We start from the raw sequence: 15,549 nt of genomic DNA on the forward strand, positions 1-15,549 counted from the left end.
ACCGGGTGCCGGTCAGCGCAGGTCGCGGCGACGGAAAGCGATGAGCCCCAGCAGGATTCCCACGCCCGCGACGGCGAGCAGGTAGGCGACCGGCGCGATCTCGAACGCCGCACCCGGCAGCTTCGGCGGGTGGATGAACGGGACCAGATCGAGGACCCACTGCGGGAAGCTGCCGAGCGAGCCGAGCAGGAAGATCACGATCATCGCGCTCAGCGCCGCCCACGCCAGCGACGCGTATTTGGGGAGCGCACCGAACAGCAGCATCGCGATCGCGGTGACCACCCAGACCGCGGGAAGCTGTACCGCCACCGCGCCCAACGACTCCCCGATCTTGCCGGGGACATCGCCATCGGTTGCGCCCCAGACGATTCCGATCGCGAGCCCGGACGCCAGCAGCGCCACAGCGGGCCCACCGATCGCGAACAGCAGGTGGCTCGACGCGAACCGCACCCGCCCCACCGCGGCCGCCAGGACCGTCTCGGCGCGGCCCGAGTTCTCCTCCTCGTGCAGCCGCAACACCGCCGAGACGGAGTAGGCGGCGGCCGCGGCGGCCAGCATCGTGACGGCGTAGGCGATGAACGACTTCTCCAGATCCGCCGACCCGCCCAGCGAGGTGACCACGTCCTGCAGGGTGCCGCCGTCGTCGAGCATGCCGCCGATGCTGTTCACCGCACCGCCGATGAGCAACCCGTACAGGGCAAAGCCCGTTGTCCAGGCGAGCAGCGAGCCCCGCTGCAATCGCCAGGCCAGACCCACCGGGTCCGACAGCGCGGCGCCCGCGACGGCCGGTCCGGGACGGTCGGCCAGCAGGCCCGCACCGACATCTCGGGTCCGCAGCAATCGATACGCGAGCAGAGTCGCGCCTGCGCCGAGGGCGGCCAGGGGAACGAGGACCCACCAGCGCTCGTCGGCGAACGGGCGGATCTGCAGGCACCACCCGAGCGGCGAGAACCAGGACAGCACACCGTTTCCCGCGTCGCCGACCGCGCGCACCGCGAATGCCGCGCCCAGCGCGCCGAGGGCGATGCCGCGGGCGAGCCGGGCGCCGGTGCTCACCTGCGCGGCGACCGCGGCGACCGCACCCCACACGATGCCGGATCCGGCGAGCGCCGCACCGAAGGCAACTGAACCTCCGACGGGCAGATCTGTGGCCATCAGCGAAGCGGCGCAGGCGATTCCGGCCAGCACCGACGCGCCGTAGGTGAGCAGGAGCGCTCCGGTGAGACCGGCGAACCGGCCGATGCTGGTGGCGCTGACCAGTTCCGCGCGGCCGGTCTCCTCCTCGACCCTGGTGTGCCGGATCACCGTGAGGACGGCCGCGATCGCGATCATCGCGTACATCGCTCCGGCCTTCCAGGTGCCGATGGATCCCAGCGCCGAGCTGAAAACCGGCCCGTACATGGCGATCAGCGCCGGGCTCGCCGCCGTGGTCGTCGCGAAGTGGTCGAGCTGTTCCTGGGTGGCGTAGATGTCTTTGATCGAGACGATCTGCAGTGCGGGCATCAGCCCGATCAGCAACGACCACAGTGGGGCGACCACCCGGTCGCGACGCAGGTACAGGCGCAGCATCTGGCCGGTGCCGGCGAATTCGCCCGCGGTGCGCGATGTTCCGGTGAAATGGGGGAGAGCGACTGTCGTGGTCATGCCCGCACCTTCTCCGCGGCCTCGGTGTCTACGTGGTAGTGGCGAAGGAACAGATCCTCCAGCGTCGGTGGGGCGCTGGTCAGGCTACGGACGCCCGCGTCGCCGAGTACCCGGATCAGGGCGCCGAGGTTCTCGGCGTCGACCTGGCAGCGCAGGGTCGAACCGTCGCGTTCGACATCGCCGACGCCGGGCATCGTGCTCAGATCGCCCGGGTCACCGATCAGATCGGCAGTGATGGCGGTGCGGCTCAGGTGGCGCAGATCGTTCAGTGAACCGGACTCGACGGTGCGGCCGGCGCGAATGATCGTCACGCGGTCGCACAGGTGCTCGACCTCGGACAGAATGTGGCTCGACAGCAGTACCGTCGCACCGCGGGCGGCGGCGTCGTGCACGCAGTCCTGGAAGACCTGCTCCATCAGCGGGTCGAGACCCGAGGTCGGCTCGTCGAGGATCAGCAGGTCCGCGTTCGCCGAAAAGGCCGACACCAGCGCGACTTTCTGCCGGTTGCCCTTGGAATAGGTGCGTGCCTTCTTGGTGGGGTCGAGTTCGAATCGTTCGATCAACGCGTCGCGCCGCGTGGCATCCAATCCACCGCGCATGCGGGCGAGCAGATCGATCGTCTCGCCACCCGACAGCGACGGCCACAGCGTGACATCGCCGGGGACATAAGCGATCCGGCGATGCAGGTCGACCGCATCGGTCCACGGATCGCGGCCGAAGACCGCGGCGTCGCCACCGGTCGCGCGCAGCACGCCGAGCAGGACTCGGATGGTGGTGGACTTGCCTGCGCCGTTGGGACCGAGAAAGCCGTGGATCTCGCCGGCACTGACGTGTAGGTCGAGTCCGTCGAGTGCGGTGAAGCGGCCGAACGTTTTGCGCAGGCCCGCGACATCGATGACCCGATCAGCGGTGGGGGTGGGCATCGTCTACTCCTCGAAAAGGGTGTCGAGCATGGTGGAATCGGTGAGTAATCCTTGGGTGTAGAGCTCGAGCGCCGGAAAGGTGATCTCGTCGGACAGCTCACGAATCGCCTTGCGGTAGTCGAGTTTTCCTTCGCGTTGCATGCGCATCTGGAGGTAGAGGTTCATCGCGCCGACGTGGCAGAGCACGATGTAGCGGGCGCGTGCGGCGTGGTCGCGACTCGGCTTGACCTTGCCCTCGTCGACGCCGGTCTGCATGTACTGCACCGCGTCGGTGATCATGTGCTCGAGCAACGACTCCGACAGCGGGCCGCCGGCCTGGAAGCTGCGCAGCATGTAGGCCACCAGGGGTGCGTACATCTCGATCTCGGCCATCGCGTTCAAGATCCCCGCCGGACCCGGCGCCTGGAGCGCGCGCAGCTTCTCGTCGCGGATGATCTCGAGCACACGCTCGTCGCAGACCGCGCGCAGGCCGTCCTTGGAGCCGAAGTGATGGTTCACCAGCCCGGGCGATACCCCGGCCGCGGCGGCGATCGCCCGGACGCCGACGCCGAAGCCCTGCTCACCGAACAATTCGATGGCGGCATCGCGAATCCTGGCGGCGGTGTTGAGGTCGGCTGAACGCATGTTCAATATGTTAAACGCGCGTTCAATACGTTGGCAAGACTTTCGCCCGAACCGAGTTTCGAGCCGGGGTGAGACTTCGTGCGCGGGCTAGTGTCGATGCCATGGCTACCGGCACATCGACGACGGCAGAACATCTCCGCGCAGCGCTGGACGGACCGTGGCGCACGGTCAGGGAACAGGCGCGAACACAGCTCGCCGGCGAGGAATTCACCGACGATCCCGAACTCGACATCCACGCGGCCAGGGCTCGCGTGCTCGACCAGATGCGCGTGATCGCGACGATGGGATACCCCGAGCGTGGCTTCCGGCCCGAGAACGGCGGCACCGGCGACCCCGGCGGCGCGGTCGTCGGGCTGGAGATGCTGGCCTATACCGACCTGTCGCTATGGGTGAAGTCCGGTGTGCAGTGGGGACTCTTCGGCGGCGCGGTCGAGAACCTGGGCACCGAACGCCACCGCGACTTCATCAAGCGCCTGATCTCGCTGGATCTGCTCGGCTGTTTCGCGATGACCGAGTCGGGGCACGGCAGCGATGTCGCCGATCTGGAGACCACGGCGACCTACGAGCCGGCCACCCAGGAATTCGTCATCAACACCCCGACCCCGTCGGCGCGCAAGGATTACATCGGTGGCGCCGCGATCCACGCGCGGATCGCCGCCGTGTTCGCCCAGTTGATCGTCGGCGGTGAGAGCCAGGGCGTGCACTGTCTGTTGGTGCCGATCCGCGACGAACTCGGCGCGGACCTGCCCGGCGTGACCACCTACGACGACGGCCTCAAAGGCGGGCTGCCCGGTGTCGACAACGGCCGGATCGTCTTCGACCACGTGCGGATCCCCCGCGAGAACCTGCTCAATCGCTACGCCGACGTCTCCCCGGACGGCACGTACAGCTCGGAGATCGAGAACCCGAGCCGCCGCTTCTTCACGACCCTCGGGACGCTGGTGCGTGGCCGGGTCAGTGTCGGCGGAGCGGCCGCCGCGGGCGCCCGCGTGGCGCTGAGTATCGCCGTGCGGTACGCGCTGGCGCGCCGCCAGTTCGCCGACCCCGACACCGGCGAAGAGACCCTGCTGCTGGACTACCGCAGCCATCAGCGCAGGCTGCTGCCCCTGGTGGCGAAGTCGTTCGCGCTGGCCTTCGCCCAGAACGACCTCGTGCGCCGGATGGATCTGATCCAGAGCGGGCGCGACACCGAACCGAGTTCACAGCGGGCGCTGGAGAAGCGGGCCGCCGGTCTGAAGGTCGCCCAGACCCGCCATGCCACGCGGGCGATCCAGGAATGCCGCGAAGCCTGTGGCGGCGCGGGCTATCTCACCGAGAACCGCCTGGTGACGCTGAAGGCCGACACCGACGTGTTCACCACCTTCGAAGGCGACAATGTCGTCCTGACCCAGCTCGTGGCCAAGGAACTGCTCACCGCCTACTCCGACGAGGTTCGCGACCTCGACGCGCTCGGCTGGGTGCGATTCGCCGCCACCATGGCCGGTGACGTGGTGCGCAAACGCTCCGGTGTGCGGCAGCTGATCCAGACCCTGCGCGACCGCAACGACGAGACCGTCGACGAGGGCGACCTGTCCAAACGCGACGTGCAGCTACAGCTGTTCGCCGACCGCGAGGACTACCTGCTGCGCACCGCCGCGCACCGGCTGCGCGCCCGCGCCGCCGACACCGGCCCGTTCGAGGCGTTCAACAACGCCCAGGACCACATCCTGGCCGCCGGCGCCGCGCACATCGACCGGCTCGTCCTCGAGGAATTCGTCGACGGTATCGCCACCATCGAGGACCCGGACGCGAAGGCGCTCGCTGAAACCGTCTGCGACCTCTATGTTTACGCCGCGCTGGAGGAGAACCTGGCCTGGTTCATCATGCACCGGTTCATGTCGGTGGAGCGGGCCAAGGCGGTGCGGCGCGGGGTGAACGAACTCGTCGACCGGTTGCGTCCCGACGCGCTGACCCTGGTGGAGGCGATGGGTGTGCCCGAGACGATGCTGCGCGCCGAAATGCTGCACGACGCCAGCGTTTTCGACCGTCGCCAGGCGTAGCTCCGCATTACGCGCCGCTACGGGCACGTAGGGCATCGGAGAGCCAGCACAGGGCGATCGACATCGATGCGGCCGCCGCTGCCCCACCGAGCACATCGGTGGGGTGGTGGTAGCCCAATTCGGCCATGCCGGGAGTGATCGCGATCAGGGCGAGCACGGTGAGCGTCGCGACCACGATCCGTGTCCGGAGCTGGGCCACCAAACACGCGAAAGTTGTTGCGACAGCGACCATATGGACGGTGTGGCCGCTGGGGTAGGCAAGATGGTCGTCCAGCTGCCGATCCCACAGCGGTTTCAGCAACCAGGTGTTGACCGACAACGCGATCTCGGGAACCACGAGCATGGTCACGGCCTGCCACCACTGGTGACGCAGGGCGAACCACGCGCACGCGGCCAGCAGAAGTGCCACGACCACCGGTGCGTTGCTCGGCGCCACCAGCACGTGCGCGAGACCGGGGGAGACGGTGTCCTCCGAGACCACGGCGTCCAGTTCGCTCGCGCCGCCGTCGGTGCCGAACGTCGACGGAATCGCCGCGGTCAGCGCGGCACCGGCCCCGATCGCCGTCACCCGGGCGACGGTGGTGCCGCGAACACGCTCGATCACGGCAGCCGCCCGGCCTCGCTCAGGCCGGACCGTAGGTGAGCACCGCGGTGACCAGGAACCACAGCACCCACACGATCGCCACGATCATGCCGAGGGCCAGGGTGATCCGCAGGAACGCCCGGCCGAAATCGAGATCGCCACCGACCCGCGGATACAGCTTCCACGGGCTGTACCACGGCGCGACCATGCCACGGGAGCTCGCTTCGCGCTCGAGCTTGGCCTGTTCCTCGGCGTAGGCCTCCGCGGCCGCCTGGGTCGGTCCGCCGTGCCACAGCGTCACGTCGATCGGGCCGAGAAAACCCTCGTTGAGCAGGTCCTGCGGTGCGGGCAGATACGGCAGGATACCGAGACCGCGGAACGCGATGGCGATGTCGTTGGCCGTCCAGAGATTGTGTTCCTTCTCGGCCAGCAACTCGAAGTACATCTCGAGCCGGTGCGGGTCGTCGGTAACGATCACATCGAAACTCGGGTCGCTCCAGCCCTGGTGCACGTCGATCTGGGCGCCGGGCATCGGCACGATCAGGCCCAGACCGTGCACCGCGCGCTGGCCGAGACCACGGGCGGCGAGATAGTCCTGCAGGGCGAAGGTGTGGTCGCGCGAGCGCTCGAGCGGCGTCGACTTCTCCGCACCCGCGAACTGGGCGAGTTCACCGGAGACCATCCACGGGCCGTTGAGCGGGATCTCCAGCACGCCGTCCTGCGGTGCGGTGAACGTCTCGGCCTCGATGATCACGCAACTGGTGGGGGTCCAGACCACCGCGTCGAACTGGTGCAGCCGATCCTGATGGAACAGGCTGCAGTTGATCGTGGCGACGCCGTGCGGGCTCGCCGGGTCCTTCCAGGTGCGCAACCAGTCGATCAGTGCCGCCTCGGCATCGCTGCCTGCCGCATTCTGCACGCGCACGAGCATGAAGACCGCCCTTCGTTGGTCGTTGGCGCGGTGCCCGGCAAACGCAAGCTGTGCCGAGAACCGTTGGCGTACATCGTAGCTCGATCAATCTCGTTCAGCGGCGATCGTGCCCGCGTCCACCGCGGCGACCAGTTCGGCGTGATCGGCCTCGGTGCGGTCGGCGTAGCGCACGGCGAAGGCGGCCACCGATTCCTCGAATCGGTCGTCGTCGTCGTCGGTTTCCAGATAGCCCGCCAGCGCGCGCGGGTCGAGCGAGCGGGCGTGTGCCCGGGCCAGCAGCGCGCCGGCCAGCCGCCCGTAGTCGTCGAGATCGTCGGCGGACAGGGTCGCCGGGTCGATACTGCCCTTGAGATTGCGGAACTGGCGCACGATGAACGGCAGCGACTCGTCGAGTTCGATCGTCGTCCAGCCCAGCAGGATATCGGTCTCGGACTGCACCGTCCGGGCGCCGACCACGATCCGCTCGCCCTCGTGGCGGGGCGTGGTCGGGGGCAGGAACGGGGCGAGCGCGGACGGGCGTGCCTGCTTGACCTGCAACACCACCGCCTCGCCGTCGTTGCCGTGCAGCAGCGCCACGTAACTGTGCAGGCCGACGCTGCCGGTGCCGACGATGCGGAACGCGACATCGGAGACCGTGAACCGGGAAAGGAGATTGCGCCGCGACTCCCGGATGGTGCTCGCGTACTGCTGCAGGCCGTCGATCACGGCTTCCGATATCGGCGCGTCGACCGAGGTGAGTACGGGCGGGTCGCTGACGAAACGGTGCTTGCGGATATCGGTCTCGTGGTCGTCGAGGTGCTCGGTCCACTTCGCCACCACCTTGGCGCTGGTGTTCTTGCGGGCCTTCTTCGCGGCCTTCTTGAAGTCGTCGAGGAGGTCTTCGGCCTTCGCGCTGGTCAGGATCGACTCGTCGGGCAATGCCGTCCAGGACTGCATGAACGGCATCTCGGCCAGTTCGGCGGCGGTGCGGCGGTAGGAACGCGCGGCATCGCATGCGGCGCGCAGGCAATCGTCGGAGTCGACGCCGCCTTCGCGTCCGGCCAGCACGAGACTCGCCGCCAGCCGCTCCAGATCCCACTCCCAGGGACCCATGACGGTTTCGTCGAAGTCATTGATATCCATCACGATTTCGCCACGTTGTGTGCCGTAGAGGCCGAAGTTGGCGGCGTGCGCGTCACCGCAGATCTGCGCGGCCAGACCGCTGTCCGGTCCGGCGGCGAGATCGGCCGCCATCAATCCCGCGGCGCCGCGGAAGAAGGTGAACGGCGAGGCGGTCATCCGCCCGATCCGCAGCGGAATCAGGTGCTCGAGCCGACCACGATTGCTGGCATCGATGAACTCGCGCACCGTCGGCCGGTCATGGTTCTGCGCCGCACGGTCGCGCTCGGTGACAGGCACCCGCTGCCTGGCGGCGCGGCCACGTTCGCGGGCATCCTCGGCGGAGATGTAGGAGCGCAGATCAATACCACTGTCGGACACAACTGCCCAGGTTAGCCGGTCGCCGCGCGTCGGGCACGCCACGCTCGACACGAAGCGGCATCGACGGCGTTTCGGCGTGGCCGGATGGCGCCGGACGGGGTCGGTGCGGTAAGCAGGGGCGTGGCAACCGAATCGGGAACGCCGGGCACGCACGACACCGAAACCGGTGGCGTGTTCAGCGACCGCATCCTGACCGTGCCCAATGTCTTGAGTCTGCTCCGGCTGATCGGTATCCCACTGTTCCTGTGGTTGTTGCTGGTCCGCCATGCCGACGGCTGGGCGTTCGCGCTGATGATCGCCAGCGGGTTCACTGATTTCCTCGACGGCAAACTCGCCAGGTTGCTCGACCAGTCCTCGCGTCTTGGCGCTCTGCTCGACCCGCTCGTCGACCGGCTGTACCTCGTCACCACCTTGGTGGCGTTCGTCGCACGCGGCCTGCTGCCGTGGTGGATCGCGGTGATCTTGATCGCACGCGATCTGGTGCTCACCGCGACGCTCTCGGTGTACAAGCGGCGCGATCTCCCCGCGCCGGAAGTGATCTACCTGGGCAAAGCCGCGACCTTCGCGCTGATGTCGGCGCTGCCGTGGATGCTGACCGGGGAGATGGACTGGGCGGGGGCGAGTTTCGGGTGGGCCTTCGGCTGGGCACTGCTGATCTGGGGTACTGCACTCTACGTCTGGACCGGGGTGCTCTACGCGGGGCTGGCGGTCGCGGTCGCGCGATCGATACCGCCTGTGCCGCACCGTGGGAGCTAGTCGATACTGTTGCGTGCAACGTCGACGATGAAAGGACGTCCTGTGACCCGGACCCCTGAGGAACTGCGCTACACCGAAGAGCACGAATGGGTGCGGCGGACCAGCCCCACGGCGGTCCGTGTCGGCATCACCGATTACGCCCAGTCACAGCTGGGTGACGTCGTGTTCGTCCAACTGCCCGATGTCGACAAGGATGTGACCGTCGGCGACAGCATCGCCGAGGTCGAGTCGACCAAGAGCGTGTCCGACATCTACGCTCCGCTCAGCGGCAAAGTCGTTGCGGTGAACGAGGATCTGGTGCAAACGCCGGAAACCCTCAACACCGATCCGTATGACGCGGGCTGGTTGTTCGAGCTCGCGTTCGACGACGAGGCAACCCTGGATTCCGCCCTCGGTGAACTGCTGGATGCAGCGGGTTACCAAGGAGTTATCGGGGGCTGACTCAGCCTTCACAGTTCTCCCTGCACGGGCACGCCCCGGCAGGGTACGGTCAAAGCCAAGCGGATACGTCGGGGAATCGACGCCGGGATCTTTTCCTGGCGATGTGATCGCGCCGGTCGTGTCGCCGAATACAGCACCTGCTTGCATGGATAATCAGGTTCGAGGAGGAGAGAAACGGTGAGCGAGAACAGGGACCCGGGTTACGGGGAAACCGCGGCCGAGACGACGTCGGTCTTCCGCGCGGACTTCCTCAACGAGGTCGACGCGTCGCGCTCCGCAGAGCCGACCGGCGAACAGCCGGTTCAGGGCGTTGAAGGCCTGCCTGCCGGCGCGGCCCTCCTGGTGGTCAAGCGTGGCCCGAACGCGGGCTCGCGTTTCCTGCTGGATCAGCCGACCACGTCGGCAGGCCGCCACCCCGACAGTGACATCTTTCTCGACGACGTCACCGTCAGCCGTCGGCATGCCGAGTTCCGTCAGGACGACGACTCGTTTCAGGTCGTCGATGTGGGCAGCCTCAACGGCACCTACGTCAACCGGGAGCCGGTGGACTCCTCGGAGCTGCAGAACGGCGACGAGGTCCAGATCGGCAAGTTCCGGCTGGTCTTCCTGACCGGTCCGCGCACGCAGGCGAACGAGTCGGCGTCGGGCGCGGGGTCGCGATGACCCCAACGGTACTGGTGTCCGTGAAGGGCTTGATGCTCGCGAAGGACGCAGTGCTGTGACAGGGGCGGCGCAGTGGGCGCGCGGAGGAATGTCGATCGGCTCCGTGCTCGACCTGCTGCGACCAGATTTTCCTGACATCACCATCTCCAAGATCCGGTTCCTCGAATCCGAGGGCCTGATCCGGCCGGAACGGACACCGTCGGGATACCGGCGGTTCTCCGTGGCCGACTACGAACGGCTGCGTTTCGTGCTGACCGCGCAACGCGATCAGTATCTGCCGTTGAAGGTGATCAAGGAGCAGTTGGAAGCGATCGACAGTGGTGCGGCGACGCTGGGCGTGCGTGAAGCGCGCGCCCGCGCGCACTCCCACCACGGGTCCACGGAGGCCGGGCACACTGTGTCCGGCTCCGGGGACGCCGACATCGAGGCGGGCCAGGCTCCACCGCGCCGCCTCGGAGTCGTTCCCGGTGCGATCACGCCCGAGGAACTGCGCGTCGACGTCGGCGTTCGGCTCACCAGGGCAGACCTGCTGGCCAAGGCTGATATCGACGACCGTTTCCTCGATGATCTGCTGCGTGCGGGACTCATCGTCGCCGGTGCGGGCGGATTCTTCGAGTCCGACGCGGTGACGCTCGCCCACGCCGCGAAGGCGATGGCCGAATTCGGCCTGGAGGCACGTCATCTACGTGCCTTCAAACTCGCCGCCGACCGCGAGGCGGCCCTGATCGCGCAGATCGCCGCGCCCATCGCGAAGAGCCGCGATGCCGATGCGCGCGCCCGCGCCGAGGAGACCGTCCGCGAACTCGCGGCGTTATCGCTGAACCTGCACGCCGCGCTGGTGAAAGCCGCGGTGCGCACGGCCCTCGGCGGCTGACACACCCGGCCCGATGATCAGGTATCACCCCGGCTACACACCGATTTCGGCTCGAACGTCTCTCTTGCGCGCCCCAGAATTCGCCTAGACTCGTTGATACGGCGAGCTGTGCAGCTGTCGTGCCGGCCGGCGGCCGAGTATGGGAGGCAGGACTTACTCATGAGCGAGATGCGTGTCATCGGCATCCGTGTCGAGCAGCCACAGAACCAGCCCGTGCTGCTGCTGCGGGAGGCGTCGGGGGAGCGGTATCTGCCGATCTGGATCGGGCAGGCCGAGGCCACCGCGATCGTGCTCGAGCAGGAGGGGGTCACGCCGATCCGTCCGCTCACTCACGATCTGATCAAGATTCTGATCACCGATCTGGGACACACTCTCAAGGAAGTGCGGATCGTGGATCTGCAGGAGGGCACCTTCTATGCCGATCTGGTCTTCGACGGCGACCTGCGGGTCTCGGCCCGACCCTCGGATTCGGTGGCGATCGCCCTGCGCGTCGGGTGCCCGATCTACGCGGAGGAACCGGTGCTCGCCGAGGCGGGTCTGGTGATGCCCGACGAGCGCGAAGACGAGGTGGAGAAGTTCAAGGAGTTCCTCGAGTCGGTGTCTCCTGACGACTTCAAGGCGACCGACAGCTGAGCCAAGGTTTTAACCTGAAGTAGAGGTCGAGGGAATCGCTGGTCCAGGTGCTTGGTGTGACAACACCGCAGGTCCGACAATGGCAGGAGTAACCTCGAAAGTCGGGCAACAACCGTCGTGACTCCGACCCGAGAACGTCGGCAGAAGGAGCGATCAGTGGAAGAACAAACGCAGGATGTCGTACAGCCTGGCTTGTTCCCGGACGACTCGGTTCCGGATGATCTGGTCGGCTACCGGGTGCCGAGCGCGTGTCAGGTCGCCGGTATCACCTACCGTCAGCTCGACTACTGGGCCCGCACCGGGCTGGTCGTGCCGTCGATCCGTGGTGCGGCGGGTTCGGGCAGTCAGCGGCTGTACTCGTTCAAGGACATCCTTGTCCTCAAGATCGTGAAGCGACTGCTGGACGCGGGCATCTCTTTACAGAACATCCGGATCGCCGTCGATCACCTGCGCAGTCGTGGCGTGGGCGATCTGGCCGGGATCACGCTGTTCTCGGATGGAACCTCGGTGTACGAGTGCACCTCGCCCGAGGAGGTAGTCGATTTACTGCAGGGCGGGCAGGGCGTCTTCGGCATCGCCGTCGGCGGTGCCATGCGTGAGCTCACCGGCGCGATCGCCGATTTCCCGGCGGAGCGGGCCACCGCGATCACCGACCGCCCGGAGGACGAACTCTCCTTCCGCCGAAAGGTGAGGGAGAACCGCAAGACCGGATAGGTGTGAGGTGATCTCGTTCGGACATGGGTAACTCGCCGGGGACGAGCTAGCGCGACTGGCGGATGACCGGCGGCCGCGTCGCGGACCGGCCTCGCACCAGAGTCTGGCCTGAATTCGCGGGGAGGCGGGACTGATCTAGACTTGATACCGCGTCGCCGCCGTGCGGGAGAGTCCTCGGTTCGTGAGAATCGGGGCGCCGAAGGAGCAGCACCTCCCCGTCAATCTCTCAGGCAACAGGGACCGCACGGTGATTCGACGCCTCTGGAAAGCGGTGGCATCCGGCTGCCCGCCCACGGGGAAAGGGGCACGGTCCACCGACCGGGTTTCCGAATCTCTCAGGCGCACAGACAGAGGGGGAGGGCTGGTACCCGTCGACCACGAGGTCGACCCGCCCGACCTGGAGCTGCCGTGACCCGTTCGTTCGCCGACCGCCACATCGGACCCGATTCCGGCGAACTCGCCCGGATCCTCGCGACCATCGGCGTCGAGTCCATCGACGCACTCGCGACCACGGCGCTGCCCGCCACGATCCTCGACGAGTCCGGCCTCGGCGCCCTGCCCGCGCCCGCCTCCGAGCACGAGGTGCTGGAGGAACTGGCCGCGCTGGCGCAGGCGAACACCGTCGCCACCTCGATGATCGGGCTCGGCTACTACGACACCCTCACCCCGCCGGTGCTGGTGCGCAACTTGCTCGAGAATCCCGCCTGGTACACCGCCTACACCCCGTACCAGCCCGAGATCAGCCAGGGCAGGCTCGAGGCGCTGCTCAACTTCCAGACCATGGTGTCGGACCTGACCGGCATGGACGTCGCGAACGCCTCCATGCTCGACGAGGCCACCGCCGCGGCCGAGGCGATGACGCTGCTGCGCCGCGCGGGCAAGTCCAAGTCGAACCGGCTGCTCATCGACACCGATCTGTTCCCGCAGACCAAGACCATCATCGGCACCAGGGCCGAGCCGCTCGGCATCGAGATCGTCGAGACCGACCTGTCCACCGGTGCGCTGCCCGAGGGTGAGTTCTTCGGTGTGATCGTGCAGACCCCGGGCGCGTCGGGGCGCATCGTCGACTGGACCTCGCTGTTCGCGGCCGCCCATGAGCGTGGCGCGCTGGTCGCCGCCGGCGCCGATCTGCTCGCGATGACGCTGAGCACCCCGCCCGGTGAACAGGGCGCGGATGTCTGCTTCGGCACCACCCAGCGCTTCGGTGTGCCGATGGGCTTCGGCGGCCCGCACGCCGGGTACCTGGCCGTGCGCACCGCCTTCGCTCGCCAGCTGCCCGGCCGCCTGGTCGGCGTGTCCGTCGACGCCGACGGTGCCCCCGCCTACCGCCTCGCGCTGCAGACCCGTGAGCAGCACATCCGCCGCGAGAAGGCCACCTCCAACATCTGTACCGCCCAGGTCCTGCTGGCCATCGTCGCCGCCATGTACGCGAGCTACCACGGTGCCAACGGGCTTCGTGCCATCGCGCGCCGGGTGCACGCCCACGCCGCCGCTGTCGCGTCCGGTCTCGGTGGGGCCGTCGTGCACGGCACCTTCTTCGACACCGTGCTCGCGCACGTGCCCAGTGGTGCGGAAGCCGTTGTCGCCAAGGCGAAGTCGCAGGGCATCAACCTGCGCCTGGTCGACGCCGACCACGTCGCCATCGCCTGTGACGAGGCCACCACCGACGCCCACGTCGCCGCCGTCGTCGAATCCTTCGGCACCGCACTGACTCCCGACGCGGGCGCGGGCGCCGAGCCCACCTCGATCGAGACCCGCACCTCCGACTACCTGACCCACCCGGCGTTCACCCGCCACCACACCGAGACCGCCATGCTGCGCTACCTGCGCGCGCTCTCGGACAAGGACATCGCGCTGGACCGCAGCATGATTCCGCTGGGTTCGTGCACGATGAAGCTCAACGCGACCGCCGAGATGGAGCCCATCACCTGGCCCGGCTTCGCCCGCCTGCACCCTTTCGCGCCCACCGAGGACACCCCGGGCATCCGCAAGCTGATCACCGACCTCGAGGGCTGGCTGGCCGACATCACCGGCTACGACGCGGTGAGCCTGCAGCCCAACGCCGGTAGCCAGGGCGAGTACGCGGGTCTGCTCGCCATTCGCCGCTACCACCTCGATCGTGGCGACGACCACCGCGACACCTGCCTGATCCCCTCCAGCGCGCACGGCACCAACGCGGCCTCGGCGGCCATGGTCGGCATGCGCGTGGAGGTGGTGAAGTGCCGCGCGAACGGTGACGTCGACCTCGACGACCTGCGCGCCAAGATCGCCGACCATGCCGACCGCCTGGCCTGCATCATGATCACCTACCCGTCCACCCACGGCGTCTACGAGCACGAGGTCGCCGAGCTGTGCGCACTCGTGCACGACGCGGGTGGTCAGGTGTACGTCGACGGCGCGAACCTCAATGCCCTTGTCGGCCTTGCCCGTCCGGGCCGGTTCGGCGGCGACGTGAGCCACCTGAACCTGCACAAGACCTTCTGTATCCCGCACGGCGGCGGCGGTCCCGGCGTCGGCCCGGTCGCGGTGGGCGCGCACCTGGCCGAGTACCTGCCCGGTGACCCCCTCGAAGCCGGCTCGCACGCGGTCTCGGCGGCCAATTACGGTTCCGCCTCGATCCTGCCGATCACCTGGGCCTACATCCGCATGATGGGCGCCGAGGGCCTGCGCGCGGCGACCCTGACCGCGATCGCGTCGGCCAACTACATCGCCCGCCGCCTCGACGCCTACTTCCCGGTGCTCTACACCGGCGAGAACGGCATGGTCGCCCACGAGTGCATCCTGGATCTGCGCGAGATCACCAAGCAGACCGGCGTCACCGTCGACGATGTGGCAAAGCGCTTGGCCGACTACGGCTTCCACGCGCCGACCATGAGCTTCCCGGTGGCGGGGACCCTGATGGTGGAGCCCACCGAGAGCGAGAACCTCGAGGAGATCGACGAGTTCATCGCCGCCATGATCGCCATCCGTGGCGAGATCGATCAGGTCGGCGCGGGCGTGTGGCCGGTGACCGACAATCCGCTGCGCGGAGCGCCGCACACCGCGGCCAGCCTGGTCGCCGAATGGGACCACCCGTACAGCCGGGAGACCGCGGTGTATCCGCGCGGCATCGGCCACGCCCGCCCGAAGGTGTGGCCGTCGGTGCGGCGCATCGACGGTGCGTTCGGTGACCGGAACCTGGTGTGCTCGTGCCCGCCGTTGGACGCGTACGAAGACTGATCACCGCAGCCTGACGACGGGCCCCG

At 67.9% G+C, this 15,549-nt stretch carries 14 protein-coding genes and 1 riboswitch; of the genes, 8 read left to right on the forward strand and 6 right to left on the reverse strand.

The genetic code is table 11. The features are described from left to right. Positions 1-12 precede the first annotated feature (12 nt). The 3 genes from ACWZHB_RS09730 to ACWZHB_RS09740 are packed head-to-tail and all read right to left on the reverse strand — an operon-like array spanning position 13 to position 3,191. Positions 13-1,644 (reverse strand): ABC transporter permease, encoded by a 1,632-nt coding sequence (locus ACWZHB_RS09730; RefSeq protein ID WP_427907600.1) that lies wholly within the window; start codon positions 1,642-1,644, stop codon positions 13-15. Continuing rightward, a complete protein-coding gene (locus ACWZHB_RS09735; protein WP_427907601.1) occupies positions 1,641-2,567 on the reverse strand; it encodes an ABC transporter ATP-binding protein in 927 nt (308 codons plus the stop codon). Before ACWZHB_RS09735 ends, ACWZHB_RS09730 begins: the two co-directional genes overlap by 4 nt. A 3-nt stretch (positions 2,568-2,570) precedes the next feature. After that, on the reverse strand, positions 2,571-3,191 hold the full coding sequence (locus ACWZHB_RS09740) for a TetR/AcrR family transcriptional regulator (protein WP_427907602.1): 621 nt from the start codon (positions 3,189-3,191) through the stop codon (positions 2,571-2,573). 101 nt (positions 3,192-3,292) lie between these two features. On the opposite strand from ACWZHB_RS09740, the gene ACWZHB_RS09745 reads away from it, so the two are divergent. Beyond that, positions 3,293-5,230 (forward strand): acyl-CoA dehydrogenase family protein, encoded by a 1,938-nt coding sequence (locus tag ACWZHB_RS09745; RefSeq protein WP_427907603.1) that lies wholly within the window; start codon positions 3,293-3,295, stop codon positions 5,228-5,230. Positions 5,231-5,237: 7 nt separating this feature from the next. Here the strand turns inward: ACWZHB_RS09745 and ACWZHB_RS09750 are convergent, their stop codons facing one another. The 3 genes from ACWZHB_RS09750 to ACWZHB_RS09760 all read right to left on the reverse strand — a co-directional run bounded on the left by ACWZHB_RS09750 (position 5,238) and on the right by ACWZHB_RS09760 (position 8,223). Next, the gene (locus ACWZHB_RS09750; RefSeq protein WP_427907604.1) at positions 5,238-5,834 is read right to left on the reverse strand and encodes a phosphatase PAP2 family protein; all 597 of its coding nucleotides are present in this window, start codon (positions 5,832-5,834) and stop codon (positions 5,238-5,240) included. Positions 5,835-5,853: 19 nt separating this feature from the next. Next, complete coding sequence (locus ACWZHB_RS09755; protein ID WP_427907605.1) at positions 5,854-6,732, reverse strand: nuclease-related domain-containing protein; 879 nt, start codon at positions 6,730-6,732, stop codon at positions 5,854-5,856. A 96-nt stretch (positions 6,733-6,828) separates the two neighbouring features. Further along, positions 6,829-8,223 carry a DUF2252 domain-containing protein gene (locus ACWZHB_RS09760; RefSeq protein WP_427907606.1) on the reverse strand — a complete coding sequence of 465 codons (1,395 nt, stop codon included), beginning with the start codon at positions 8,221-8,223 and terminating at the stop codon, positions 6,829-6,831. Positions 8,224-8,343: 120 nt separating this feature from the next. Here ACWZHB_RS09760 and ACWZHB_RS09765 point away from each other — a divergent pair, with 120 nt between their 5' ends. From ACWZHB_RS09765 to gcvP, 7 genes are all read left to right on the forward strand, one after another. Then, complete coding sequence (locus ACWZHB_RS09765) at positions 8,344-8,979, forward strand: CDP-alcohol phosphatidyltransferase family protein (protein ID WP_427907607.1); 636 nt, start codon at positions 8,344-8,346, stop codon at positions 8,977-8,979. A 27-nt stretch (positions 8,980-9,006) separates the two neighbouring features. Further along, the gene (gene gcvH / locus ACWZHB_RS09770) at positions 9,007-9,420 is read left to right on the forward strand and encodes a glycine cleavage system protein GcvH (RefSeq protein ID WP_427907608.1); all 414 of its coding nucleotides are present in this window, start codon (positions 9,007-9,009) and stop codon (positions 9,418-9,420) included. 177 nt (positions 9,421-9,597) lie between these two features. After that, complete coding sequence (gene odhI / locus ACWZHB_RS09775; protein ID WP_101462719.1) at positions 9,598-10,083, forward strand: oxoglutarate dehydrogenase inhibitor Odhl; 486 nt, start codon at positions 9,598-9,600, stop codon at positions 10,081-10,083. 88 nt (positions 10,084-10,171) lie between these two features. Then, positions 10,172-10,957 (forward strand): transcriptional regulator FtsR, encoded by a 786-nt coding sequence (gene ftsR / locus ACWZHB_RS09780; RefSeq protein WP_427907609.1) that lies wholly within the window; start codon positions 10,172-10,174, stop codon positions 10,955-10,957. Between the two features lie 159 nt (positions 10,958-11,116). After that, positions 11,117-11,590 carry a bifunctional nuclease family protein gene (locus ACWZHB_RS09785; protein WP_056817654.1) on the forward strand — a complete coding sequence of 158 codons (474 nt, stop codon included), beginning with the start codon at positions 11,117-11,119 and terminating at the stop codon, positions 11,588-11,590. A gap of 156 nt (positions 11,591-11,746) precedes the next feature. Continuing rightward, positions 11,747-12,304: a MerR family transcriptional regulator gene (locus ACWZHB_RS09790; RefSeq protein ID WP_131816826.1), complete on the forward strand. Its 558-nt coding sequence runs from the start codon at positions 11,747-11,749 to the stop codon at positions 12,302-12,304. Between the two features lie 153 nt (positions 12,305-12,457). After that, positions 12,458-12,557, forward strand: a riboswitch (glycine riboswitch). A 155-nt stretch (positions 12,558-12,712) separates the two neighbouring features. Further along, complete coding sequence (gcvP, locus tag ACWZHB_RS09795) at positions 12,713-15,523, forward strand: aminomethyl-transferring glycine dehydrogenase (protein ID WP_427907610.1); 2,811 nt, start codon at positions 12,713-12,715, stop codon at positions 15,521-15,523. Positions 15,524-15,549: the final 26 nt, after the last annotated feature.

It is taken from the genome of Nocardia sp. FBN12 (genome assembly GCF_054031145.1).

Excerpts from the sequence above, each read along its gene's own strand:
- ACWZHB_RS09730 (WP_427907600.1), bottom strand. The coding sequence starts at position 1,644 with ATGACCACGACAGTCGCTCTCCCCCATTTCACCGGAACATCGCGCACC.
- ACWZHB_RS09735 (WP_427907601.1), bottom strand. The coding sequence starts at position 2,567 with ATGCCCACCCCCACCGCTGATCGGGTCATCGATGTCGCGGGCCTGCGC.
- ACWZHB_RS09740 (WP_427907602.1), bottom strand. The coding sequence starts at position 3,191 with ATGCGTTCAGCCGACCTCAACACCGCCGCCAGGATTCGCGATGCCGCC.
- ACWZHB_RS09745 (WP_427907603.1), top strand. The coding sequence starts at position 3,293 with ATGGCTACCGGCACATCGACGACGGCAGAACATCTCCGCGCAGCGCTG.
- gcvH (WP_427907608.1), top strand. The coding sequence starts at position 9,007 with ATGAAAGGACGTCCTGTGACCCGGACCCCTGAGGAACTGCGCTACACC.
- ftsR (WP_427907609.1), top strand. The coding sequence starts at position 10,172 with ATGTCGATCGGCTCCGTGCTCGACCTGCTGCGACCAGATTTTCCTGAC.
- ACWZHB_RS09785 (WP_056817654.1), top strand. The coding sequence starts at position 11,117 with ATGAGCGAGATGCGTGTCATCGGCATCCGTGTCGAGCAGCCACAGAAC.